The organism is Anabaena sp. FACHB-595, from assembly GCF_048568275.1.
Taxonomy (GTDB): domain Bacteria; phylum Cyanobacteriota; class Cyanobacteriia; order Cyanobacteriales; family Nostocaceae; genus Trichormus.
Window position 1 is genome coordinate 5,384,716 of sequence record NZ_CP183473.1, and the last position, 24,742, is coordinate 5,409,457.

24 protein-coding genes are annotated in these 24,742 nt (G+C 40.4%); 11 read left to right on the forward strand and 13 right to left on the reverse strand.

The genetic code is table 11. The features are described 5' to 3' along the window. Positions 1-100: 100 nt before the first annotated feature. Entirely contained in the window at positions 101-361 is a 261-nt protein-coding gene (locus tag ACN222_RS22460; RefSeq protein ID WP_010998631.1) for a hypothetical protein, read from the forward strand. Between the two features lie 55 nt (positions 362-416). Here the strand turns inward: ACN222_RS22460 and ACN222_RS22465 are convergent, their stop codons facing one another. From ACN222_RS22465 to ACN222_RS22485, 5 genes are all read right to left on the reverse strand, one after another. Then, on the reverse strand, positions 417-2,057 hold the full coding sequence (locus ACN222_RS22465) for an iron uptake porin (protein ID WP_010998632.1): 1,641 nt from the start codon (positions 2,055-2,057) through the stop codon (positions 417-419). Between the two features lie 129 nt (positions 2,058-2,186). Further along, entirely contained in the window at positions 2,187-2,813 is a 627-nt protein-coding gene (locus ACN222_RS22470) for a Crp/Fnr family transcriptional regulator (protein ID WP_010998633.1), read from the reverse strand. Between the two features lie 738 nt (positions 2,814-3,551). Further along, entirely contained in the window at positions 3,552-4,220 is a 669-nt protein-coding gene (gene phoU / locus ACN222_RS22475) for a phosphate signaling complex protein PhoU (RefSeq protein WP_010998634.1), read from the reverse strand. Positions 4,221-4,269: 49 nt separating this feature from the next. Next, positions 4,270-5,574: a sensor histidine kinase gene (locus ACN222_RS22480; protein WP_010998635.1), complete on the reverse strand. Its 1,305-nt coding sequence runs from the start codon at positions 5,572-5,574 to the stop codon at positions 4,270-4,272. A 58-nt stretch (positions 5,575-5,632) separates the two neighbouring features. Next, on the reverse strand, positions 5,633-6,385 hold the full coding sequence (locus ACN222_RS22485) for a winged helix-turn-helix domain-containing protein (protein WP_044522204.1): 753 nt from the start codon (positions 6,383-6,385) through the stop codon (positions 5,633-5,635). 542 nt (positions 6,386-6,927) lie between these two features. On the opposite strand from ACN222_RS22485, the gene ACN222_RS22490 reads away from it, so the two are divergent. Beyond that, positions 6,928-7,911 (forward strand): hypothetical protein, encoded by a 984-nt coding sequence (locus ACN222_RS22490; protein ID WP_010998637.1) that lies wholly within the window; start codon positions 6,928-6,930, stop codon positions 7,909-7,911. 39 nt (positions 7,912-7,950) lie between these two features. Then, positions 7,951-9,030, forward strand: coding sequence for a hypothetical protein (locus ACN222_RS22495; protein ID WP_010998638.1), 1,080 nt, complete (start codon positions 7,951-7,953; stop codon positions 9,028-9,030). Positions 9,031-9,652: 622 nt separating this feature from the next. Here the strand turns inward: ACN222_RS22495 and hisA are convergent. From hisA to ACN222_RS22510, 3 genes are all read right to left on the reverse strand, one after another. Beyond that, complete coding sequence (gene hisA, locus ACN222_RS22500; protein ID WP_010998639.1) at positions 9,653-10,426, reverse strand: 1-(5-phosphoribosyl)-5-[(5-phosphoribosylamino)methylideneamino]imidazole-4-carboxamide isomerase; 774 nt, start codon at positions 10,424-10,426, stop codon at positions 9,653-9,655. 56 nt (positions 10,427-10,482) lie between these two features. After that, complete coding sequence (locus ACN222_RS22505; RefSeq protein ID WP_199315895.1) at positions 10,483-10,773, reverse strand: DUF3593 domain-containing protein; 291 nt, start codon at positions 10,771-10,773, stop codon at positions 10,483-10,485. A gap of 76 nt (positions 10,774-10,849) precedes the next feature. Continuing rightward, positions 10,850-11,158: a DUF2499 domain-containing protein gene (locus ACN222_RS22510; RefSeq protein WP_010998641.1), complete on the reverse strand. Its 309-nt coding sequence runs from the start codon at positions 11,156-11,158 to the stop codon at positions 10,850-10,852. Between the two features lie 155 nt (positions 11,159-11,313). Between ACN222_RS22510 and csaB the strand changes: the two genes are divergently transcribed. Continuing rightward, complete coding sequence (csaB, locus tag ACN222_RS22515) at positions 11,314-12,363, forward strand: polysaccharide pyruvyl transferase CsaB (RefSeq protein ID WP_010998642.1); 1,050 nt, start codon at positions 11,314-11,316, stop codon at positions 12,361-12,363. Positions 12,364-12,487: 124 nt separating this feature from the next. On the opposite strand, the gene ACN222_RS22520 is transcribed toward csaB, so the two are convergent. Together ACN222_RS22520 and petC are read right to left on the reverse strand one after the other, a co-directional pair. After that, positions 12,488-13,477 carry an NAD(P)/FAD-dependent oxidoreductase gene (locus tag ACN222_RS22520; RefSeq protein WP_010998643.1) on the reverse strand — a complete coding sequence of 330 codons (990 nt, stop codon included), beginning with the start codon at positions 13,475-13,477 and terminating at the stop codon, positions 12,488-12,490. An 86-nt stretch (positions 13,478-13,563) separates the two neighbouring features. Then, a complete protein-coding gene (gene petC, locus ACN222_RS22525) occupies positions 13,564-14,100 on the reverse strand; it encodes a cytochrome b6-f complex iron-sulfur subunit (RefSeq protein ID WP_010998644.1) in 537 nt (178 codons plus the stop codon). 287 nt (positions 14,101-14,387) lie between these two features. Between petC and ACN222_RS22530 the strand changes: the two genes are divergently transcribed. The 7 genes from ACN222_RS22530 (at position 14,388) to ACN222_RS22560 (ending at position 20,345) form a co-directional block, all read left to right on the forward strand. Beyond that, positions 14,388-15,689 (forward strand): NAD(P)/FAD-dependent oxidoreductase, encoded by a 1,302-nt coding sequence (locus tag ACN222_RS22530; protein ID WP_010998645.1) that lies wholly within the window; start codon positions 14,388-14,390, stop codon positions 15,687-15,689. Between the two features lie 32 nt (positions 15,690-15,721). Further along, the gene (locus ACN222_RS22535; RefSeq protein ID WP_044522207.1) at positions 15,722-16,255 is read left to right on the forward strand and encodes a ferritin-like domain-containing protein; all 534 of its coding nucleotides are present in this window, start codon (positions 15,722-15,724) and stop codon (positions 16,253-16,255) included. A 92-nt stretch (positions 16,256-16,347) separates the two neighbouring features. Continuing rightward, positions 16,348-16,476 carry a hypothetical protein gene (locus ACN222_RS22540; protein ID WP_269083582.1) on the forward strand — a complete coding sequence of 43 codons (129 nt, stop codon included), beginning with the start codon at positions 16,348-16,350 and terminating at the stop codon, positions 16,474-16,476. A 227-nt stretch (positions 16,477-16,703) separates the two neighbouring features. Next, positions 16,704-17,036 carry a DUF6825 family protein gene (locus tag ACN222_RS22545; protein ID WP_010998647.1) on the forward strand — a complete coding sequence of 111 codons (333 nt, stop codon included), beginning with the start codon at positions 16,704-16,706 and terminating at the stop codon, positions 17,034-17,036. 122 nt (positions 17,037-17,158) lie between these two features. Further along, entirely contained in the window at positions 17,159-18,844 is a 1,686-nt protein-coding gene (locus ACN222_RS22550; RefSeq protein WP_044523285.1) for an ABC1 kinase family protein, read from the forward strand. Positions 18,845-18,862: 18 nt separating this feature from the next. Next, positions 18,863-19,585: a Stp1/IreP family PP2C-type Ser/Thr phosphatase gene (locus ACN222_RS22555; RefSeq protein ID WP_010998649.1), complete on the forward strand. Its 723-nt coding sequence runs from the start codon at positions 18,863-18,865 to the stop codon at positions 19,583-19,585. Positions 19,586-20,147: 562 nt separating this feature from the next. Then, positions 20,148-20,345: an NblA/ycf18 family protein gene (locus ACN222_RS22560; protein WP_010998650.1), complete on the forward strand. Its 198-nt coding sequence runs from the start codon at positions 20,148-20,150 to the stop codon at positions 20,343-20,345. A 460-nt stretch (positions 20,346-20,805) separates the two neighbouring features. Here ACN222_RS22560 and ACN222_RS22565 read toward each other — a convergent pair whose 3' ends face one another. The 3 genes from ACN222_RS22565 to ACN222_RS22575 form a co-directional block, all read right to left on the reverse strand. Next, positions 20,806-22,368, reverse strand: a complete 1,563-nt coding sequence (locus ACN222_RS22565; RefSeq protein ID WP_010998651.1) for a serine/threonine-protein kinase — start codon at positions 22,366-22,368, stop codon at positions 20,806-20,808. 399 nt (positions 22,369-22,767) lie between these two features. Continuing rightward, complete coding sequence (locus tag ACN222_RS22570; protein ID WP_044522208.1) at positions 22,768-23,211, reverse strand: hypothetical protein; 444 nt, start codon at positions 23,209-23,211, stop codon at positions 22,768-22,770. Between the two features lie 128 nt (positions 23,212-23,339). Then, positions 23,340-24,518, reverse strand: coding sequence for an anhydro-N-acetylmuramic acid kinase (locus tag ACN222_RS22575; RefSeq protein ID WP_010998653.1), 1,179 nt, complete (start codon positions 24,516-24,518; stop codon positions 23,340-23,342). Between the last annotated feature and the right edge of the window lie 224 nt (positions 24,519-24,742).

The following is a 24,742-nucleotide window of genomic DNA, read 5'->3' on the forward strand; positions in this document are numbered from 1 at the left end:
GAATTTTTAATTGGTATTAACTCTATTATGATGAAATACAGTGTATGAAAAAACACTGTAAAAATTTCTAAATTACGAATTACGAACTACGAATTATCACATGGATGCGTTTGCTCCCACCCCGCCCGAATGGACACAAAAGGCAGTTCATGCTTACGAGTTTTGCTGTCCAACCTGCCACGCCAGTAGTTTAGAAGCTTCACAAGTTTGGATTAATCGGCGATCGCCCGTGCTAACAACAGACCATCGGCGTAAATGGCAAGAGTTTTATCATTGCCAATGTGGTTGTGTTTGGTGGGCATGGAGTAGCGATCGCCCTCCATCCAATTTGTCTCAACCACAAGATTCTGATTTGCAATAAAAAAAGCCCTCTATCAAGAGGGCTTTGGTTAACATTAAGTAGTTAAATACTTAACTTAGAAAGTGAATGTAGTACGGAGTGTACCTACATAAATAGTATCGTTGTTGTTGTTATTCTCTGGGTTGAAGATCACCAATAAACCAGGAGTAACGAGAATATTGTCAGATAATTTCAGCTTGTAAAGACCTTCTAAATGATAAGAAGTACCGTTTTCTGAAGCAATATTGTTACCACCAGTGATTTTAGGTGGCTGACCAAAGATCAAACCCAATGTATTCCCTTCTCTACCAAAGTCTCTGATACCAAGGCTAGCAGCCCAATACCAAGCATCTGCGTCTCTGTTATCCTGTAGAGAATCAACAGTGGTGTAGCCTACCCAACCACCAAGGGTCAGCGTAGAACTGGGTTGGAATGTGGCTTGAATACCGTAGTGGTTTGCTTCGGTTTTAGCATTTCCAAAGGGTCTGTTGGCAAAGGCACTGCCTGTATCCCCAAAGACCGCTCCATTTTGTTGATAAGTACGAGCGTAAGCAAAACCAAGGTTAAGAGCTTGGTTTGGTTTGAAAGCAATTTGACCAAAAATGGTGCTATCACCCTCGAATAATCCACCTTCTCTTCCAGCCGCTATCAGCCCAGGATTAGCCGCACTATTCCGGCCTGTTGCCATATAAGCTGCTGTAAATGTCAAAGGCCCACTGGGATTAACGTTGACTGTGATACCAGCACCATCATAGGCTTGGCGGTAGATAGGACTAAAGCGTCCGTAGCGGGAGAGAGCGCCAGAACCACTACTTCTAAAGTCAGGGTTGAACACATTGGCGTTTTCGTTTAACTCAGCACCAGTAGCATCAATTTTGACACGGATAGCATCGCTGAAGTTGAATGCGTAGTTGAGTTTATCGATGGAAACACTGTTATCAGTACCGCCGTCATAACCCAAGCGAGTCATGTTAGTACCCGTGGAAGCATTACCTATGTTATTGGCATTGTTAGAAATAATGTTTCCAGCATTTAACCGAGTTTGCAATTGATCTGTGCCGGTGAAGCTGCTGTTTAAGGTTAAACGTACCCGGTTAGCAAAAGTCAGGTTAGAATCTAAATCGCTTCGGGCCGCTTGAGAACCTGAAGGTAGCGCTCTTGTGTCACCAAAAGCCTGAGACACACTGAAGATTGCTTCTCCAGAAAGCTTGGTAGTAGTAGAGAATTGATTAGCTTCTAACTCAGCAGTACGAGCTTCTAAAGCATCAACCCGACCGCGTAAAGTTGCTAATTCAGCAGAGAATTCTTCTTGTAAACGCTGTAAAGTAGCTAAATCTTGCTTGGTAACTAAATCAGCTGTTGCTGTAGCAATCAGTTCGTTAACTCTGTCTAAACAAGCATTCAAGCCAGCCGCAAACTCATAGCGGGTCAAAGCACGATTACCACGGTATGTACCGTTGGGATAACCTGCGATACATCCATAGCGCTCAACGAGAGATTGTAGTGCTTGGAATGCCCAATCGGTAGGTTGCACATCTGAAAATTGTGATACAGATGTTACCTGGCCAATGTTTTGAGATTCAGAAGCTTGTGTTAATTGGGAAACACTCATTACTGGCTCGCCAGCTTCAACTGCTAAGGCGCTATTAGTAGCGAAAAAGGTCGCAGCAAAAAGAACTGGGCTAAATTTTAAAGCGTTCCAGAATAGTTTTGTCATGGTTTATAAATCACTCACACCAACTAATTCACACTCATGGTGATATATTTAACCCTTTCATGTTTGCGGGTATATACACATGATATCTGTAATCACTATACATCTTTAGAAGTACCAAAGACAAGATAGTTACTTATTTTTTAAGTTCATATTCATAATTGTTTTATTTGGTAAACATAGAATAATACGACGTTTATAACGTACTAGCAAGCCTTCATTTTCAAACTGCTGTAGTAACCTTGTTACAGTCACTCTTGTTGTATTCAAGACCTCTGCTATTTCTTGATGAGTAATATACATCTCAATGAGTTTGCCGTTTTCTAAGTTACGCCCAAACTTTTGACTTAGCCAAACAAGAAATTGCCATAAACGTAGGGAAAGAGGTTTACGGTGGACTATGCTTAAAAGCTCCTCTGAACGTTGAATATGCGTCAGCAGATTATTAGTGTATTGATACCAAAGATGCTGGGGTATAATAATAGCCTCTACGCTTGTCAGGCATTCAATTTGATATGGATTTACCTTGGATAAAGGATAACCAATCACATCTCCTACTCCCCAATACCCCAAAGTAATAAATGAGCCATCCTCACTCCAGGTGAGAGTCCGAACAGCCCCACTCTCAATGCGCCAAAGTATGTCTTTACAAGGTGGGATGACTTCTTTACGTGTAAATAGTCTTTGTGTTAAATGCTCATTTAGATTTGAGTCATTCAAGATAGCAGTAGAAGTTTGAGGCAAAATTATAGAAGACATTATATGAGCATTTTCTAGAGGAGAAAAAATGAATCTTCAAATAAGTTGGGTTTTTGCAGTTACATGGACATCTGAATAAGTATTGTGATTGATAAATCTTTAATAAGCTTAGTGTTTTAAAATATAAACGCAAAATTTTAAGGTAATATTTAATTTTTTGATTATCTTATGGTAGCTATTTTCAAACATGAGTATAACTATTATATTTTTCTATAAAAAAGTAATTATTAAGGTATTTTTACTGAAAAATACTTTATCTTTAAGAGTCTATATTTATGGTTTGTAAGTAATTGTTAAATTGCTATTTTAGAGTTAAATCATAGGGTCTTTATATATTGATATTTATCAGATAGCTGTATTTTAAGCACCTAAAACCAGGACAAGTATAATCCTTGCTGATGAATAACATAAGATTACTCAATTTTGTTTTTTCTTCCTTTCGCGTTAAACACTCATGTGATAATTACGCAATAAGAGAATGAAAATTTCTTTTCTCTCTACCTAATAGTCTCTAATTCCTACGTTGAGGTGAGAGTCTGGTGATGATAAGCAACTAAAGCCTTATTCAAGACTTTTAGTTAAAAATAATACTCTCTACTATGTGTTTAGCTGTCGTTACAAGCTAATTTAGGTCTGCAAGTTTAAGAAAAGATAAACGATTGGTAAAATATCACCTTTAATAAAAAAAATCCCACCCCTGGGAGGGATGGGATGAGCTTAAAAATACTCCAGCTATAATTAGGCGCGTTGACCAGTAACGATATATGCTACTCGTTGACCGATGTTAGTTGCATGATCAGCCATACGTTCTAAACAACGAATTGCCAGTGCTAGCAGTATAATTGGCTCAACAACGCCTTGCACATCTCGTTGCTGGGATAAAGTTTGATAGAGGTGATCATAGGCATTATCTACAGCATCATCTAAATGCTTGATACTACGTCCACCGGCTTCATCTAAATCTGCCAAAGCCACTAAGCTAGTGGCTAGCATAGCTTGGGCGTGATGCGCCATGACAGCAATTTCCGGTAGAGATGGGTGAGGCGGATAAGGAAAGATTTTGACTGCTATTTGAGCTAAATCTTTGGCATAATCACCAATACGCTCTAAATCTCTGACTAATTGCATAAAGGCACTCAAACAGCGCAAATCTTGGGCTGTAGGTGCTTGTAATGTCATTATGGATGTACAATCTGATTCTATTTGTCTATAAAAACGGTCTATTTTTTTATCTAATCGGGGAAGTTCCTCAGCAGCTTTTAAGTCGCGGGAGAATAAGGCTTGGTGGCTAAGGCGGAATGATTGTTCTACCAAAGCTCCCATGCGTAATACATCCCGTTCTAAACGCCTAATGGCTCGTGCTAACTGGGGATTTTCAGGGTTGGGACTATAAACGACAGCTTTCACACTTGTAGTCTCAAACGTGAAGATATCTTTAACTATAGTCTTGGCGTTGTCAGTTTGCCACTACTTCAGGTATATGAAGTTGTATCCATGCGCCACCAATTTCTGAATGGTTCATGGCTTTGATGGAACCTCCGTGAGCTAAGATAATTTGCCTGACAATAGCTAAACCTAAACCATTACCGACAATATTAGTATCCTGCAAAGCTGAGTGTGTCCGGGCTTTATCTCCTCGATAAAATCGCTCAAAAACATGGGGTAAGTCTTCATCTGCAAAACCTTTACCAGCATCAATCAAATTTATTTCGAGGATGGGAGGAGCAGAATTAGCTTCATGATTCTTCTTAAAGGATAAGATTTCCGCTTGAATTTGAATACTGGTATTGGGTGAGCTGTACTTAATACTGTTATCTAACAAGTTGAGAAACACTTGATAAATCCGGGCTGAGTCGGCTTTAATCAATAGTTGTTCTGGGCCGGAGTAGGAGAGAGACAGATTTTGACGCTGTGCTAGAGGTTCTAGGGTTTCCCACACTGAAGTGATGAGCGATCGCAATTCTACCGTTTCCATCTGCAACTGCATGGTAGGATTTGCTTCCATTTGAGTCAGTTCTAGCCAGCTTTGGACTAAGTTAACCAGTCTGTCCACTTCCTGCATCAAACGGTCAACCCAACGATTTAAGGGTGGTTCCAGACGATTTTGCAGGGTTTCTGCAACCAAGCGAATGGAAGTTAGGGGTGTGCGTAATTCATGGGCTAAATCAGAAAAAGACCTTTCCCTAACTTGATTCAAGTCTAAAAGGGGTTGGCGATTTTCCAGAAAAACTCCCACTTGTTCATTGGGTAGTGGTAAGCTAAACGCCCTTAACATCATGGATTTGATGGTGGGCATTTCTGCGGCGTTATCACAAGAGGGATGAAATACCCACTCTTTAGTCTGGGGTTTTTGGCGATCGCGTGTTTGCTCAATTAAGCGGTCAAGTTCATAGGAACGCACCAATTCTAGCAACAAACGCACCTGTCCCGGTTGCCATCTTTGTAAATATAAGATTTCTCTGGCTTGCTGATTACACCACAGCAATTGATTTTCTTCATCGACCTGCAAATAGCCCACTGGTGCGAATTCCAGTAGGTCTTGGTAAGTTTGCAGCGACTGTTGCAAATCTAGTCGATGCTGTTTGAGAGCAGCAATTTCTCGTTGCAGACGAGGAAGCAACGGCAACGCCACTTTCAGCTTAGAAGTATGGGAGTGGAGGGGTTGGGTAACTCGCGTCAGGTAGCGGTTTAGTTGAATCTGTTGCCAAATCCATAACCCAATACCTACCGCCAAACCCAGAAAAAATCCCAATAAGAGCATTTGAGTTTAAGTTGTTAGTTGCGGGTGATTAATAAAAACTAACAACTATCTCAATAGCTTATCCGAATCGATATCCAAATCCTCTTACAGTCACAATATATTCTGGGTGACTGGGGTCTTGTTCCAATTTCTCTCGCAACCAACGAATGTGAACATCCACTGTTTTGCTATCGCCGACAAAATCCGGCCCCCAAACCTGGTCTAGCAACTGTTCCCGTGACCATACTCGACGGGCGTAACTCATGAACAGTTCCAACAAGCGAAACTCTTTGGGTGAAAGATTTACCTCTTGTCCTCGTACCAAGACCCGACACTCTTGAGGATTTAAAGTCACATCTTTGAATTTCAGTACAGGTAATTGGGGTAAAGTGATGAGACGCTGACGACGGAGTAAAGCGCGACAACGTGCCACCAACTCCCGCATACTAAAGGGTTTAGTTAAATAGTCATCTGCCCCTACTTCTAAACCTAACACGCGATCGGTTTCACTACCTTTGGCACTGAGCATCAAAATCGGTACTGGGTTGCCTTGATGACGCAACAAACGGCAGATATCTAAGCCATTAATTTGGGGTAACATCAAATCGAGAATCACCAAATCAAAGGGAAAATCTCCTCCGTTTGGGTCAAAACTTTTGAGATACTCTACAGCTGACCTGCCATCAGCAGCCGTTACTACCCCATAACCTTCCTCTTCCAGTGCTACTGCTAGCATTTCTTGGATGAGTTCTTCATCTTCCACTACCAGAATCCGACTGGTTTGTCCAATCTCTGTTCTAGCCGAATACTTGATCGATTCACTGGTGTACATTGATATCACAAAAGTTCAGGCCCTGTGGTTGTATCAATATGGTGGTTAGAGTTGATTATCTGTTTTTCACTACATTCACACTTTGGCGATCGTGAATGATTCTGCAAGTAATATATGTAACATTGCCAAATATACCATAAATCGCTCTAGCTACACGCCCAGAGCAATTTCTGGGGTGCAATAGCTCTACACAAAATTTAAAATACACCACAGATAGCTCCGATAGATACAAAATTCCAAAATTCTACAGGATTTTGGATTGAGCCTAAATCCAATATTGTCAAATAAAATCACAAATTGCTTGACAGGTATCGATTGGTTTGGATATATTTCTATTAGTACAAAAATACTAATAAATGCAAAACAATAATAAAACTCACCGCATAAAATAACATTTATGTCAAGTAATATTTGTTGCTTTATTACAGTATTTGCACTGCACCTTAAATGTATATTTAGGGGCTACCATCATGTGTGCATGGAGTAGTTACTGGTATTGCTGACTACTCGATTAATCATTATCTAATCAAGGGAGTTGAAATATGACGACAGTTGCACTCAAAGATAGTAAGCAGCAACTAATGCAAGCATTTCAACAAATTTTAGCAGAACAGAGAAAACTAGAATCCAAAATAGCCACTAAACAAGAAGAAGCAGATAAGGCAAAAAATCAAGAAATTTTGGCAATTGCTTCTCAATATACTGTTGATAGTATTGTCAAATCTTTAGCAGATTTACAATTAGAATTTGGTAGTACGGTTAATGAACTCTCTACAAAATTGGCTAAAGAAAACTCTAAATTAGATGAGTTAAACCAATCTATAGAAATTGAAACAAAGCATTTACAAGAGTTGCAAAGAATTAGAATTGTTGCAGATACTTTAGATATTTTGACCCAAGAACACCAGGAAAAATTAAAAACTCTAGAGCAAGATACGGCTAGTAAAAGAGAAGCTTTAGAAAAAGAAATATCAGCTAGACGTAAAGAGTGGCAAAAAGAGCAAGTAGAATATGCAGAATCTCTACAAGCTTACAATGATATTTTAGCGAAAGAACGCCAACAGGAAGAAGAAGAATATCGATATAAATTAGAAACAACTCGTAAACTAAACACAGATATATACGAATCTAAGAAACGCAATTCAGAAAGAGACATTCAAGAAAAAACTCAACAAAAAGAAAAAGATTGGTTAGAAAGAGAGAAACTTAATACTGAACGTCAAACCATCTTTGCAGAATATCAACAAAAAGTAGCTGCATTCCCAGCAGAATTAGAAGAAGCAGTGAAAAAATCTAGAGAGGAAGCAATTAAAGATACCAGTCAGAAGGCTAAGATTGAAGCAGATTTATTTGAAAAGGAGTGGGAAGCCAGTAAGCAAAGTTACGAATTGAAAATTAAATCACTGGAAGAAACAATTCAAAAACAAACTGAACAAATAGAAAGTATTTCTGCTCAATTGCAAACAACACTAAAACAATCACAAGATTTAGCAATGAGAGCTTTTGATAGTTCTACGGCTAAATAAATATTAATTTTGGGAAATTTGCAATAAATAGAGGTTTTTATGGCAGTCAAAAAGTTAACAGACAAAAACACCAAAGCAGAAATTTTACAGGCTTATGAAGATTTGACTAAAGAAACCGTATCTCTTAAGTCTCAACTTAGTCAAGCATCTAAAGAAACACCAACTATCAAGAAAGAACAACCAAAACCAGAACAAGCTCACATAATAAATCAGCCTTATACCATCCAACAAAAAATGAATTATACAATTGAGAGTTTAGCAAAAATTCAGTTGGGATTTGGTAGTGCAGTAAATGAATTATCGGAAAAGCTAACTACACAAGCTTCAAGATTATCTGGAATTAGCGAAGGGGTGGCAACAGAAGTTGAGCAATTAAAAAACTTACATGGCTTAGAAGTTTCTGAAAATACATTAGATACACTTATTACTACTTATGAAGAAAACGCAAAAGCCTATCAAGATGAGTTTAATCAGCGCTATGAAATACTGTCACAAGAAATTCTTGAACAAAGAATAAATTGGCACAAAGAACAAGAAGAATACCAAAGCAATATCAAAGAACGGAATGACAATCAAAATAAATCTCGACAACGAGATAATGCCGAGTACAAATATGATTTAGAACTTGCTCGTCAATTGGCAACAGATGGCTATGAACAACAGCAAAAAGCTTTGTATAAACAATTAGAAGAATTACAACAAGATGCAGAAAAACAGTGGAATGATCGGGAAAAAGTAATTGCTGAAAGAGAAAAGCAATTTGAAGATTTTAAAACGAAAGTAGAAGTATTTCCTAAAGAGAAAGAAGCTGCTATTAAGAAAGCTACAGAAGAAGGGAAAGGGATTGCTTACTACCAAGCTAAAGTTAAATCTGATTTATATGCTAAAGAAGTAGAAGGACAGAAACGCTTCTATGAACAGAGACTCCAGTCTTTGGAACAAACCATTAACAATCAAGAGACGCGACTACAAAACTTATCTAAACAGCTTGATTCTGCACTCAAGCAAGTTCAAGATTTAGCGGTAAAAGCTATTGAAGGTACTGCTAATGTCAATTCTTATCAAGCAATCAAGGAAATAGCTTTAGAACAGGCAAAAAGTCAAGTGAAAAATAAATAAAATACAAATAATAAAAATAAATAAAAAGACGTAACGAAAATTACGTCTTTTTAAGATGTAAACACATTTAATTAAAAATATTATTGGTCTGTTTTATCTGGTTTTCCATTATTTAGTGGTTTTTTTCTATTCTTGTTGCTTGCCTTTAAATTTTTATTGGATGGTTGATTGGGATTAGGTTGTTGGCTAGCCATAGAATGCAATCTGCTAATGAGTAATAATTGTATCTTCATTTAGCATATTACTATTTCCAGAAATCAGTCAATAAATTTACATAGTAAAATAAAATAGAGACGTTATAATATTTACGTCTCTATGTCCAAGGAAACCCATTATTTGTAGTTGTTTTAAGAACTGAAAGATTTGTCAGAATAAATTATTCAGTATTTTAAGCTACTTCCTATAGATAGTTGCTCGGCAGGTTAATTTGATTACAACCAAATGTTTTAAACGAGTCAAAGGGAAACGCTAACTGCCGATGAACTTATATACCTAACTACAATCTGGTATTGAGGATTCCGGAAATTAAAAAATACTATGGCAGTTTACAGGTGATCTTTGTGTTCACATAGTATCTTGTAAAGACCCTACGCAAACACCATTAGCCTCAAGTTGAATTATCTTAAGCAAAGGAAGAGAAGTCTAAATTCGGTGGTATGTCTTGAATACGTCCTGGGCCGATCGCCTGCAATGCCTCTTTTAAGCTAATATCACCCGTATACAATGCACGTCCCACAATCACACCTGTCACGCCTTGGGGTTCCAACGCCAACAAACTCAACAAATCGGTGACAGAACTCACCCCACCAGATGCAATCACAGGGATGGAAATGGCTGCTGCTAGTTCTCGTAGTGCGTCTAAATTCGGGCCTGCAAGAGTCCCGTCACGGTGGATATCTGTATAAATGATGGCTGCTGCACCCATTTCCTGCATCTGTATAGCCAATTGAGTGGCTAAAACCTCAGATGTTTCCAACCAACCACGAGTAGCTACTAGTCCGTTACGGGCATCAATACCGATAATAATTTGTCCGGGGTATTGTTGACAGAGTTCTTGTACAAGCTGGGGTTGTTCTACGGCGACAGTACCGAGAATTGCCCACTGTACACCTAAATTAAACACCTGTTCCACACTAGAACGATCGCGCAATCCGCCACCAATTTCAATCGGTATAGAAATAGCTTGAGCGATCGCTTCAATTGCTCCTAGATTTACTACTTTACCTGCTTTTGCACCATCTAAATCTACTATGTGCAGACGTGTTGCACCCTCATCTACCCACTGTTTAGCAACATCAACAGGATTTTCGCTAAACACTTGTGAGCGATCGTAGTCTCCCTGATAGAGTCGCACACAACGACCTGCTAGTAAATCAATTGCTGGAATTACATCCATCTCAATTCCCCTGTATTTAATGCCATGAAGAGTGCCAATTTTGTGCAAATCCCGATTTAGTTTTTCGCTTTTAGTTGTCTGATAGCTTGTGCGAAACCCACTACAATCAAGATGTTAGAAAGAGTCAAAAATACTTCTGCGCCACCGTGTAACCAGTCTACATTAGCTAAGGCTTCACCATAATGAACTTTGGCATAAATGCCGGCGGGAATAGTAACACCTACAAAAACAAGAGTACCGTAAAATCCATATAGGGATAAACGAGGCATCAGCTGACTGCGGTGGATAAACCACAAGAAACCCAAATAGGGAAATAGGGAAAGGGCAAATAGGGTTTCTTTAGACATAATCACTGTTAATTTGGTAATTGGTAATTGGTAATAGGGGGAAGATTTTCACTCGTTTACCTTCTCTCCCTTATCTCTAATCCCTAACTTCTATTTTCGCAGAACGCCAAATCAACCATGCTGCTGCCAACAGGGTAAAATTCCCTACTAAAGTCATGGTTGCTTGCAACGTCACTATCCATTCTAGAGATTCGGAGTTATCGAAATAATGCCATGTACAAGCACACATAGCACTAATCAAGGCTGGTAACATTGCTAGGGACAATCCCCACCAGCTGCGGTTAGCAGTGAGTTCGCCATAAGTCCAGATTAACCAAATAGCGGCAATCCACTCGATAACGCTAGAAACATGAATAATCCAGGTGGGAATTGAGAGAACGTTCATAAGATAGTCAGTAGTCGTTAGTCAACTGTCAACTGTCAACACTCCCTTCATCTTCCCATAGGTAAATTCATATTTTTTGCGATATGACTGACATCTCGCCAACAGTTGAGAAAATATTGATAATCTAAAATCCAACATCCAAAATTTTAAATGGAATGCGGGCATTATTATCTGGGTATTACGGTAAAGGAAATGGTGGTGACGAAGCTTTATTGGCAACACTGCTGCAAATGTTACCATCTCATGTTACACCTGTGGTGCTGTCTGGTAATCCAGAGGAAACCAGCGATCGCTATGGTGTAGAATCTCACAATCGGATGTCTCTGACATCTGTGTTGCCAGCTTTACGTTCTTGTGATGCTTTTATTTGGGGTGGCGGGAGTCTAATTCAGGATGTCACCAGCAGTATTAGTCCTTTTTACTATGGGGGACTGATGGCGTTAGCCCAAAAAATAGGTTTAAAGACTGTGGCTTGGGCGCAAGGGATTGGCCCCCTAGTGCGTCCCCAGACTCGCTGGTTAGCACAACAGAATTTTACTGGTTGTACAAAAGTTAGTGTACGCGATCGCGTGAGTGCTGCATTATTAGCTGATTGGCAGATTCCCCATATCCTTGCACCAGACCCAGTTTGGGCGCTACAGGCAAAACCATTTCCAGAACTTGCCGATTTACCCACCCCTAGAATTGCTGTCACCTTAAGAAACCATCCGCAGTTAACAGCAGCAAGGTTAGCTAACTTAACTCAAGCCTTGGTGAATCTGCAAAAATCTACCCAAGCCTTTATTTTATTACTACCATTTCAAAAAAGCGAAGATTTAGCGATCGCCCAAGCAATACAACCACAATTAAAAGATGTTAGCGAAATTTTCTGTATAGAAGACCCGCAGATTTTAAAAGGCGTATTTCGTGGCGTTGAAATGGCGATCGGCATGAGGCTACACAGTTTAATTATGGCAGCAAGTGAAGGTTGTCGCTGTTTTGCCTTGAGTTATGACCCCAAAATAAATCGTTTGATGGAAGATTTGGCAATACCCGGATGGGATTTAGTAAATTTACCAGATAACGCAAATGTCATTAGTAAAACATGGATAGAGTTTTACACTAACGTTCAACCTTTAGCATCTGAGAAAATCACAACCTTAGTAGAAGGCGCTTTTATGCACAGAGAATTATTGAGTAAAGCACTAGGGTGTGTCATCAATTAGGTAAGCTGAGATTAAAACTGCGAAATCTAGGATAAACAACGGGAAAAAGATGACGGGTAGATACTCACTCAGAGATAAGCTGTGGGAGAGATTGAACCTCGCGCGACTTCGAGTTGTGTGAGGTTCAAATCAGATTCTCTTGCCAGCAACGTACACCAAAGGAACGACGGATATCACGCCAAATCTGTGTAGCAGCTAAAGCACCATCGCCAGCAGCAATCACGACTTGATTTAAACCAACCTTCAGATCGCCAATGGCAAAAATACGTGGGTGGGAGGTGCGACACATCTTATCTGTGACGAGATTACCCCCTTTTAACTCTAGGTCGATTCTTTGCAAATAGGTATTGTGATAGCGAGAACCCATTGAGATTAAACCAGTTTCTAACTCAACTACCGTACCATCTACCAATTCCACACCTGACATATGATGACTTTGACCTAAAAACTGCTTAATTGGTGTTTCCACTAAGCGATAACCATACTGCTGTAATTTAGAACGTAATTCTGTACTTACAGTAAATAATCCATGAGTAAAGATAGTAATGTAAGGTGTAAACCAACTAAGATTAAACACCATTTCCTCAATACTGGCTTCACTCCCCGCAAAAAAGCCGCACTGTTTATCTACCATTTCATAACCATCACAAACCATACAAACGTGCAAATTATAGCCAGCGTATTCAAAAACATTCTGCATATTTTCTAAGGATGGTAGATGGTCAATAATGCCACTAGCTGCAATCAAATACTTAGAATGCAACACAAAGTAAGTACTATTTTGACGACCAACTTTCACTCGTACAGCAAAAGTATCACCTTCGTCCACAACCTCTTCAACGTAGGCGGTTAAAGAATCTCCAGCCAATGATTCATAATGTTTTTTCCCTTGTTGTAACAACACACGACCGGGAGTGTCTGGAGGCAACCCTAAATAGTTATGTAATTCCTGCATCCAAAAAGAACGCGCCTTACCTTTATCAATAATTAGGCTAGAAAGACGGTATCTTTGTAAGTAGATTCCAGCAGATAAACCACCAGCACCACCACCAACAATAATTGCATCATAAACATGGTCAAGACGTTCCGAAATATTAGTCTTTGATATTTGCATATTCTGGCTTTTTTGTATTTATGTGGGTAATTAATGCGGTAAGCCATGTTTTCAAAAATTATCTTTTAGTAGCTTGCTCTTAAAAATTAAACCCACCAAGGTTTTTCACCAGTACGGGGATCTGTTTCTTGCCAGGGCGAAATCCAAATGTAATCATCTTTAACCTGGACTTGAACTAACTTCAGAGGACGGTTAGCAGGCCCACGTTCTACAGAACCTTGGGCGTCATAGCGTGAACCGTGACAAGGACATTGAAACTGTTGATCAACAGGATTCCAAGGGAAGGTACAACCCAAATGAGTACAGTTATTAACAATACCCATCGGATCAAGAGTGCCATCTTCCCTAACAGTTAAATAGGTAGGCTCACCAGCTAGTCCAGCAATTAAAGCCCGTGTTCCTGATGCTTGGGCTAAAATTTGGCTGGCTGGGATGGGATGACCGATTTTGTCTTGAGCGAGGATACCACCTTCTGCGTCCGTACTTTCGGCTGGAGGCATAAAAAACTTAGTCGCTGGATATATGGCCGCACTAGCCGTAGTTGCCACAATAGCTCCAGTGAAGAAATTCAGGAGTTGACGCCTGGACATGGAAGGATTGGCCTGATTCAACGTATCGTCCATAAACTTTCTCACCTTTTCATTAAATTATATTTACACTATACTACTATATAGTTATATGATGGGAAAATCCGAAAGAATTTTATTTTCCTTACTTCGTTTTTTACAGTCTGTAGCTTCATTAACAGCTATACAAGAGTTCTGATAGCGGACAAATAATAATGAGCAGAATCAATCTATGCTAGGGAATTTGAAAATCGAGTATAAAAAACACACACGACATCACAAACCCCAGTCTCTCAACCTTCATTTTTGCTAATCAACAATCAAATATTCGGAGATTTCCTGCAATGGCTCACATTGTTATCGTCGGTGCAGGGTTGGGTGGTTTACCCACCGCTTATGAATTACGGCATATCCTCCCCAAACAGCATCAAGTTACCGTCATTTCAGAAACCCCTTACTTTACATTTATTCCTTCATTGCCTTGGGTAGCAATGGGTTTAACTTCCCTAGAGTCAATTCAGGTTAGTCTGCAACAACGGCTAAAGCAAAAGGGCATTAATTGGATACTAGGGCGAGTAGATTACTTGAATCCTCAAAACCAAAAGATATCGCTTGGAGAGCAAAGTATTAGTTACGATTACTTAATTATTGCCACAGGTGCGGAACTGGCATTAGATGCAGTAGCTGGTTTAGGCCCCGATGGATATACTCAATCAGTATGCAATCCGCATCATGCAATCAAGGCGTTTCAGGCTTGGCAAAACTTTCTCTTAGCACCAGGGCCATTAGTAGTAGGGGCATTACCAAAAACGAGTTGTTTAGGCCCTGCCTACGAGTTTACGCTATTAGCTGACTACGTACTCAGGAAACAGGGATTAAGAGAGCAAGTATCAATTACTTTTGTGACTCCAGAACCTTACGCAGGACACTTGGGTATAGGTGGGATGGCTAATTCTGCCGAGTTAGTGACAAAATTCATGGCAGAACGAGGGGTAGAGGTTATTGAAAACGTAGCAGTTACAGCAATTGAGGCAAATCAGATTCATCTGGGAAATGGCAGAGTATTACCATTTGCTTACTCAATGCTACTCCCACCCTTCCGGGGGCCGCGCTTTGTCCGGCAAGTACCAGGATTAAGTAATCAGGATGGTTTTATTCCAGTATTGCCTACATACAGACATCCTGAATATGCCTCAATTTATGCGGTGGGAGTTGTAGTAGAAATTAAACCATCAGAGGTAACACCTCTCCCCTTGGGAGTACCCAAAACTGGACAAATGACAGAAGCAATGGGCATGGCAGTAGCCCATAATATTGCCATTGAATTGGGAGTATTTTCTGCTCCGCCTGTGACTCCAACACTTGATGCCATTTGCTTTGCTGACTTTGGTAATTCAGGAATTTTATTTCTCGCTAACCCCGTGTTACCAGATTTAGCCACAGGAAAACGTCGGCGAGCTGTAGCGTTGAGTGGTGCTTGGGTAACTTGGGCTAAAGCCGCATTTGAAAGGTATTTTCTAGCTAAAATGCGCTTCGGGACTGCTGTACCTTGGTTTGAAAAACTAGCTTTGAAATTATTGGGACTGTCTTTAGTTGCGCCTCTGGCAGTAAAGAGTAGTAGAAATATCAGCCAAGAGAATTATTAAAGAATATAGAGATGAAGAATGAGGAATCAATTATGAATTGTCAAGGAAACCGCCGCCGACATCATCAAATATTTAGATTAAATCATAAAGGTAAAAGTGGTATGTGTGGTGTAGCGATCGCCAATACTACCACTAGACCAACTTCTGCTTTTAATCCTCATACCGAGTTAAATGCCAAAACCGAACAGGCAATGATTGATGCCATCAACGATGAATATTATGCTCGTGCTTTTTACACAGCAGTAATCAACAAATTTGGCGAAGTGCGTCCTTTTAGTAATATTGTTCACGCCGAGGATAGACACGTTTCTTTGTGGAGTCATCTATTTACCAGATACGGATTGCCGATTCCTCCTGATAATTTTATGGGAAACGTCCAAGCCCCTGACACTCTCCAAGCTGCCTGTCAAGCAGGAGTGGAATCAGAAATAGCCAATGTCCAGATGTATGACTGCTTTTTAGAATTTGTGCAAGAACCTGATTTACGAGATGCTTTCACTCAACTTCGCTATGTTTCTCAAAATCACCATCTTCCTGCTTTCCAACGTTGTGTAGGTTGTTATTAGAGCGTGTCCCCCGCACTATGCTGATGGCCGGTCTCCATATGTAAAAAAAATGGAGATTTTGTCAATCAAAAATAGTGAGTAAGTTATATCGTATGTGGATCAATATTGAACTTAACTCTCGCAGTTTGGTAGCCAAACATTCTGCCCTCTCCTCAGCTTGTTCCACTATTTTCTGGGTTTATTTTATCATTTTGGAAAAAACAGGCGATCGCCTACAATAGGCTACGCGATTCTCTTAATTAGGTTGGCCACAAAAAAGAGATAAAAATTTCAGCTTTTTTAATATTTAATACAATATCTATCATTGGCTGATTATATATCTATACAGTTACAATTGCTAGATGGCAAAACGGTAAACTAAATAAACCTAACAGCACGCTGTCAGAAGGAAGCCGCAAAGCATACGGGCAAGTTATAATTCTCTTGCGGATGAGCGTAACAAAAATTTATGAGTAACCCCCTTGTACAGGCTTTTTTTGTCGGTAGAGCTGTAGCCGAAGTCATTAACGAACGTCTAGAAGTCGCTTTTACCGATGCTTTGAGCGAAATCGGTAAATTTGATGCGGAAGCTAGAGAACAGCTACGCCAATTCACCGACGAAGTGATAGAACGAGCAAACCGAGCCTCAGCGACGGCTGAAGCAGGTCAAACAACTACAGGTAGTGGACGACAAACTGGGGCTGCTGACTCAGTTGACTTACAAGCCACCATCGACGAGTTACGGGCAGAAATTGCCCTCTTGCGTAACGAATTACAACGTTATCGCAGTAGTTCTGTATAGATTTAGTTAGTGGTCAGTTGTCAGTCGTTAATTGGCGAATGGCAATTTATGCAAACAATTTAGGGATCAGAGTGTCTTTTCTTCCAGGTGATTCAGTAATAACCCAACGGTACGCGCAGGATATGGAAACCAATTATTCGGATAAGGCTTACCGTTGGAATCGGGAAAACTACTCTAGCAAGCGGCGCTTTGTGGACATTTGGTCTTTTGTGTTGACCTTAATGTTTAAGCTTTGGCGATACAACAAATCTTGGAGTTATCCTGGTGGTGTCACGGAAGCAAAACAGGCTGCAAGACGTAAAGCTCAAGCAGTCTGGATTCGTAATACTCTGCTGGATTTGGGCCCAACCTTCATTAAAGTCGGGCAACTATTTTCTACTCGTGCAGATATATTCCCTGGCGAATACGTAGAAGAGTTAGCAAAGCTACAAGACAAAGTGCCAGCATTTGGCTATGAGCAAGTCGAAAAAATAGTTGAGCAAGAATTGGGTAAAAAAATTCCTGAACTCTTTCACAGTTTTGAGCCAATCCCTTTAGCAGCTGCTAGCTTGGGACAAGTACACAAGGCTGTCTTGCATAGCGGGGAATCTGTTGTTGTTAAGGTGCAGCGACCAGGATTAAAAAAGTTATTTGAGATAGATTTACAAATTCTTAAAGGCATTGCCCGTTACTTTCAAAGCCATCCCAAATGGGGACGAGGAAGGGATTGGATGGGGATTTACGAAGAATGTTGCCGCATTCTTTGGGAAGAAATTGACTATCTCAACGAAGGTCGCAACGCCGACACTTTTCGCCGAAACTTTCGCGGCTACGACTGGGTAAAAGTCCCCAAAGTTTATTGGCGTTATGCTTCGCCACGAGTCCTAACTTTGGAGTATCTACCAGGAATTAAAATTAGCCAATACGAAGCCATAGAAGCCGCAGGCTTAGACAGGAAGGTATTGGCACGTCAAGGCGCTCAAGCCTACCTATTGCAACTGCTCAATAACGGATTTTTCCATGCCGATCCCCATCCAGGTAATATTGCGGTTAGTGCCGATGGAGCCTTAATTTTCTACGACTTCGGCATGATGGGGCAGATTAAATCAAATATCCGCGAAGGGCTAATGCAAACGTTGTTTGGTATCGCTCAAAAAGATGGCGATCGCGTAGTCCAGTCTCTCATAGATTTGGGAGCGATCGCACCCGTAGATGATATGGGGCCAGTGCGACGTTCGGTGCAGTATATGCTCGACAATTTCATGGATAAACCCTTTGAAAATCAATCTGTTGCCGCGATTAGTGATGATTTATACGAAATAGCTTATAATCAACCATTTAGATTTCCTGCAACTTTCACTTTTGTGATGCGCGCTTTTTCTACCCTAGAAGGGGTAGGCAAAGGTTTAGATCCAGAGTTTAACTTTATGGAAGTTGCCCAACCATACGCAATGCAGCTTATGACCGATATGAATGGTTCAGATAGCAATAGCTTCCTCAACGAATTGAGCCGACAAGCAGTCCAAGTCAGTACCACTGCCTTTGGATTACCACGGAGATTGGAAGATACACTAGAAAAATTAGAGCGGGGAGATATGCGCTTGCGGGTACGTTCTATAGAATCAGAACGACTCCTACGGCGACAAGGTAATATTCAGATAGGCATAGGTTACGCACTGATAATCAGTGGATTTACCCTTTCAGCAACTATTTTGTTAGTTAATCATTATGTATGGTTAGCACTGCTGGCTGGTTTAATTGCCGCAGCAGTTTCAGTGATACTGATTCGACTGCTTCTCCGCCTAGATCGTTATGACCGTATGTATTAATTGTTGTGATAAAAAGTTATGAAACTCAACTTCACGGGTCATACTGATCCGGGGCTTATTCGTTCTAACAATCAGGATGATTACTATATCGACCCTGAGGGGCGATTTTTTATCGTCGCTGATGGTATGGGTGGTCATGCAGGAGGTGAAGAAGCAAGTCGCATCGCCACAAGGGAAATTAAGGCGTATTTGACCGCTAATTGGGATGTTTCTAAACCCTCGTCCGAATTATTAGAACAAGCTCTATGGCAGGCAAATGAAGCCATTCTACAAGACCAGCAGAATCACCCTGAACGGGCTGATATGGGTACAACAGCCGTAGTCGTTATTTTCCGTAATGACGAACAATGGTGCGCTCATGTTGGTGACTCCCGTCTGTACCGTTTGCGAGAAACACAACTAGAACAGGTTACGGAAGATCATACCTGGGTGGCCAGAGCAATTAAAATTGGCGACATTACCGCCGAAGAAGCGCGAGTTCATCCATTTCGCCACGTTTTATCCAGGTGTTTAGGTAGAGAAGACTTACATCAAGTAGATGTGCAACCACTGGATACGAAGATAGGCGATCGCCTATTGTTATGTAGTGATGGTCTAACAGAAGAACTTCCCGATCAAAAAATCGCTCATAACTTACAAATTAATTCCTTGTTGGATCAATCTGCTCTTTCCTTAGTGGAAGACGCTAAAGAGCAAGGCGGACACGATAACATCACCGTCGTTATCGTCGCTTTAGAATAACGTTCCCAAAATAGCTCATTTCCAACTGGCAACTCACAACCAAAAACCGCATTTTTAGTAAATATACTCAGCAATTTGTTCAACCTGAGCATTTTTCCCATTTGCAACTTGATACAAATATTTTTAGCAGCAAATTTTCCTACTGCCAGCTTAGTTTACATAAATTTTGTCTGTTGACATCTTGCACACAATAAGGTATGGCGCATATAATGCGATATTACTACCATTAATTTACTACCTAGTCATTAACGTCTCCCGCCAGAGAACAGTTTTGAATAGGTAGTCAATTTTAGGTATTGAACCTGCTGTAAATTTATTAAATCGATGAATTTCCCCGAAATCTGCTCTAGCAGACTTGGGTTATATACCAGTAGGCTCAGGTGCAAAACAACAAAGCACAAATTTTACCCATTAAGGATATAGGCAATCTGTCAAATAGTTGTTATCTTTCTTAATACAGAGGAATAATCAACAATATGGGGCAGGTACTAACTAAAGTCCTATGCCTGTGGGGCTTCTGTAACCGACATAACCTTTACGCGTTGTCTTTTAGGAGTCTGTTATGAACCAACCAATCGAATTGTCATTAGAACAACAATTCAGCATTCGCTCATTTGCCACCCAAGTGCAGAATATGAGCCATGATCAAGCCAAAGATTTTTTGGTCAAACTTTACGAACAAATGGTTGTCCGTGAAGCCACATATCAAGAGCTACTCAAGCATCAGTGGGGCTTAGATTCTGGTTCCACTCCGGCATAGAGTTGCTATGTGTCGCAGTGGGCGACCTCCTTCTCTTGCTCAGTTCCAGGGAGGAAAAGAGCTGGGGATGCTGGGGCGTCAACTTCCGACCGGAACAAGTTCACATTGACTAAAAAGAAATCACTCAAAACTAAACATGGCATCTACTTTCAGATGTTAAGTACTGTCGTCTTTTAACTTGTTTAGCTTTTTGTTTACCAAGCTGATAGTATTAGCAAACTTCAACCTTTAAGTGACTACTGGTTAAATCAATGCGTACCTTTGGCTTTTAAATACCGTAAGTACTCTTAGACACCCTATTTTTATGCTTAACCAGGAGCGTATTTTTCACTAACACTGATGATCATTATATTTATTGCCAATAATAGTTACAACTACGTTATATATTTTATTTATAAAAATTTACATATTTAGACAAGGTGTTTCACTAATACAGATGTTACAGATAATCCAGACAGTCCTAGCCAGATAGATCAATGGGCGAATCCGTATCAATAGCTGCCAATTTGGCTAGAATTTGGGGCTTGATTTTTTCATATTCTCCTTTGAGAAGGTTTTTACTCATTTGGGGATCAACACAGGAGACAAAGGTTTTCGCGGTCATAATCCACTGTTGTAGGCGTTGACGTTGAACAGAGGCAACACTAGCACTTAAGACATGAGAACAGCGATTTGGTGATTCTCGTGCGAAAAATAGTAAACGATAGCTACCTGTTTTTACTAACAAGCTGGCTATCTCTTGACCGATACCCGTTTTAAGATCGAGATAGTAAGGTAACCATTTAGCTCCATATTTACGGTTATGGATAACCGTGATCCATAGCAGCATTGGATGAGGCGCTGTGATGAACAGAAATTGATTGTAACGACTGCAAATGATGCGTTTGAAAATTTCTTTTTCCGGCAGCATTACCCATAGTGCAGGTAAGACTTCTCCACTGACATTGACAGACTGAGGAAAAACAATATCAGCAATAGGTTTATTTTGTGGCCAGGAAGTATTGTAAATAGTGTTATCCTTAGGTACAGATAACAGCACATCGGGTTTTATCTTTTGTTCAGGGACAGTATTAACTGTTAAGGTAGCAGTAGATTGACGATTATCATAGTTTTCCTGCTTCAATAAACGTTTACTACGTTGTTGTTCCACAGACTCTAAAACTTGCAGTATTTCACTGATACTTGATGGGCGGTCTTTTGCTGACTTAGCTAGACAGTTCATTACTAAATTTTCTATTTCCTTCGGAATTGCTAAATCAGGCGCAACCTCAGAAAAAGTTCTTGGCGGTTGGTGGTGATGAGTTTTGTACCATGAGCCAAAAGAATGGGTAGGTGCAACTAATGGCATCTTACCTGTGAGCATTTCAAACATCATCACACCCAAACTATAAATATCGGAGCGATTATTTAATTCTTTACCCTCCATTTGTTCAGGAGATGAATAAGCTAGTGTCCCCAAATAAAATTTTGTCTGGTCACTATTTGACTGTAGTAATTTAGCAATACCAAAATCTAAGACCTTAACTAATTCTCCAAAGCTGGGATCTTGAATCACTAGGATATTGCTAGGTTTAATGTCACGGTGAATAATGGGGTAGACCGTCCCATCAAATGGAATACCATTATGAGCGCACTGTAAACCCAAGCAAATTTGACGCGCCATGCTCACAAAGCGAGACAAGGATATATTTTGCTGGCGAATTATTTGGTTGAGGCTTTGTCCTTGTAGATATTCCATGACATAAAAGGGGATTTTATTTTCATCTACGCCGTAATCCATCACGCGCACAATATGAATACTTTTTTGCCCCAATAAGGCACAGGTTTTTGCTTCTCGCTCAAAGCGTTCTTGCAAACGCATTTTCTCATTTTGCATTGATAAAGCCAGAAATTTCACCGCAACAGGTACCCCTCCCAACAAAACATCCTTGGCACGGTAAACTCTACCCATTGCTCCAGTACCAATTAATTCCTGAAGCTGGTAACGTTTGCCAAGTAAGCGACCTATGTTGGGGTCTGACATAGAAAATTGGACTCCAATATTCAACAATGGTGAACTACACCTGTACTGAAAAAGTGCAGAGTAGTATTAGCAGGATGATAAGCAGTTTTCTGTTAGCGGTAGCGGGGTGTTTAGCCCGTAAAATTCACCAGCCTCTCACCTCTAAACCTCTAGTCCCCTTTTCATTTATCCTGATATACACAGTTCATTATGGATACTCAGGATATGAGTACTAAGTTCTGTGGTTGAGGAGCGCAAACAAAAAATAATAGGTAGATGTATCCTAATCTTCTGCACTGGGATTTTGATGTAGTTCTAGTTTGCCCAATTTTTCTGTGGTAGATAACTTAAGGGATGTCAAAATTATGGGGATTGGCGAAAAGATACCCACTGACAACTGACTATTGACTAATTATTTGATCAAGACTGACGCTCTAAGCTTGCTTCCATTGTGCTTGTTAAAAAATGACCTGACATAACACCACTACTGAGATAATAGGCATCGTCAGAAACGCGGTGCATGGTTTCAAATCCACTACGACGCTGCCGATCGCTCATTGCCCAGTAACGCTGCACAATTGTGTCTAGACCAATCCAACCCTCGCCTTCAACCTGTCCTAAAAGACTATGTTGGAGTAAAAAAGTATATTGGCGTTCTTCTTGATGTAAGCGCCCCTTATACTGTAGTGAAATTTCTGGGCGATCGCTACCCGGAAATATCAGCTTTGCTGCCATAGTAAACCAGTTATCTCGATTCCAAGCTACCAAGGTCATACCCTTGACGCTGATTGGCATACCATTCCGTTCTAGCCAACTGCCTTGTATTTTCCAGCGTCCTGGTTCCAACAAAAAAGTGTGAGCCACTTTGTATCTTCCTTGCCTTGATCGAGTAGTCCTCAGACTATAAACATATATTCTGCAAAGTCGAAATGTCATTAGTCAGTGGTCAGCAGTTATCTTTTCTCCTTACTCCTCATTCCCATTTTCTATCTTCACCCTTGATGAATTTCTCCCAACAAAACTTCATGTGGTGCGCCTGTGGCTGTTGGTAGGTTGCCTGGAATGGCTAATTGTCGCCAGTGAGCTAAAACAGCAAAGGCGATCGCTTCTTTAAAGTCGGCACTCACGCCTGCTTCATCGGTGGTCAAGACTGGGACTGTTTCTAACGCTAACTGTAATCTTTGTTTTAAATACAAATTACGACTACCACCGCCACATAAAAATACACGTTGTGGCATTTGTGGTAAAAAAGTACGGTAACTGTGAACAATGGAAGCTACAGTTAGTTCCGTAAGTGTTGCTAGCATATCAGCTGGACTAAGTTGGTATGGTTCGGCATCTTGGAAACATTGATTTAGGTAAGCCACACCAAACAATTCTCGACCAGTCGATTTAGGTGGTGAGAGATGAAAATATTCATGGGTGAGCCATTTTTCGACTAAAGGATAGCAAGGAGTTCCACTGGCTGCCCATTGACCATCTTCATCATAGGTTTTAGCACCAGCCGTCAGACGTTCTACTGCTAAATCTAACAGGCTATTACTTGGGCCTGTGTCCCAACCACAAATTTGTGAAAGCCAGTCATCAGTACGCGCTGGGATATAGGCAAGGTTACCAATACCACCTAAATTTTGAATACAACGACTTTCATGGGGATGACTCAGTAAAAAGGCATCGACTCTGGGAACAAGTGGTGCGCCATGACCACCAACAGCGATATCAGCAACACGAAAATTACTGACAGTTGTAATTCCCGTCAAATAGGCAATCATCTCACCACGACCAAGCTGGAGAGTATAACCAAGGTTTTTCTTCCCTACTCCTGCTTCTTTTGGTGGTCGATGATACACAGTTTGACCATGAGAGCCAATTAAATTTGCTGGCTGATAACCTATTTGAATATTTTGAGCAGCTTGGGCAAAAGCTAGGGCGATCGCATCATCCATATGTGCAAGTTCCAACATGGAAATAGCTTCGCCTGCACAAACTGCCAATATGCGTTCTCTTAAGTCCGCAGGATAAGGATATGTTTTTCCTGCTAGTAACTCAACTTTCAGATCCAATTCTGTGCCAGTAATCTCTACTAAGGCGGCATCTATACCATCTACAGATGTGCCACTGATTAAACCGACAACACGGTTAGGAACGGCAGATGCTTGAGAAGAATACATGATTAAATGTTGCTAATTGCCAGGGGTAGTCTAATTGATACTTGTCTTTTTGTCAAAAACTTAAATTTTCATATTGTCTTTATGAAAAGAATATAGGTTCTGACCGATTTATTAACTCTCAAATTCATACTGCCTTCAAGATTTCTCATGTTTAGACGGAATTTTATACAAGTACAATTTTATTTCACATTTATTTTAAATTGCTTGGCAAAATCCTTCAATAT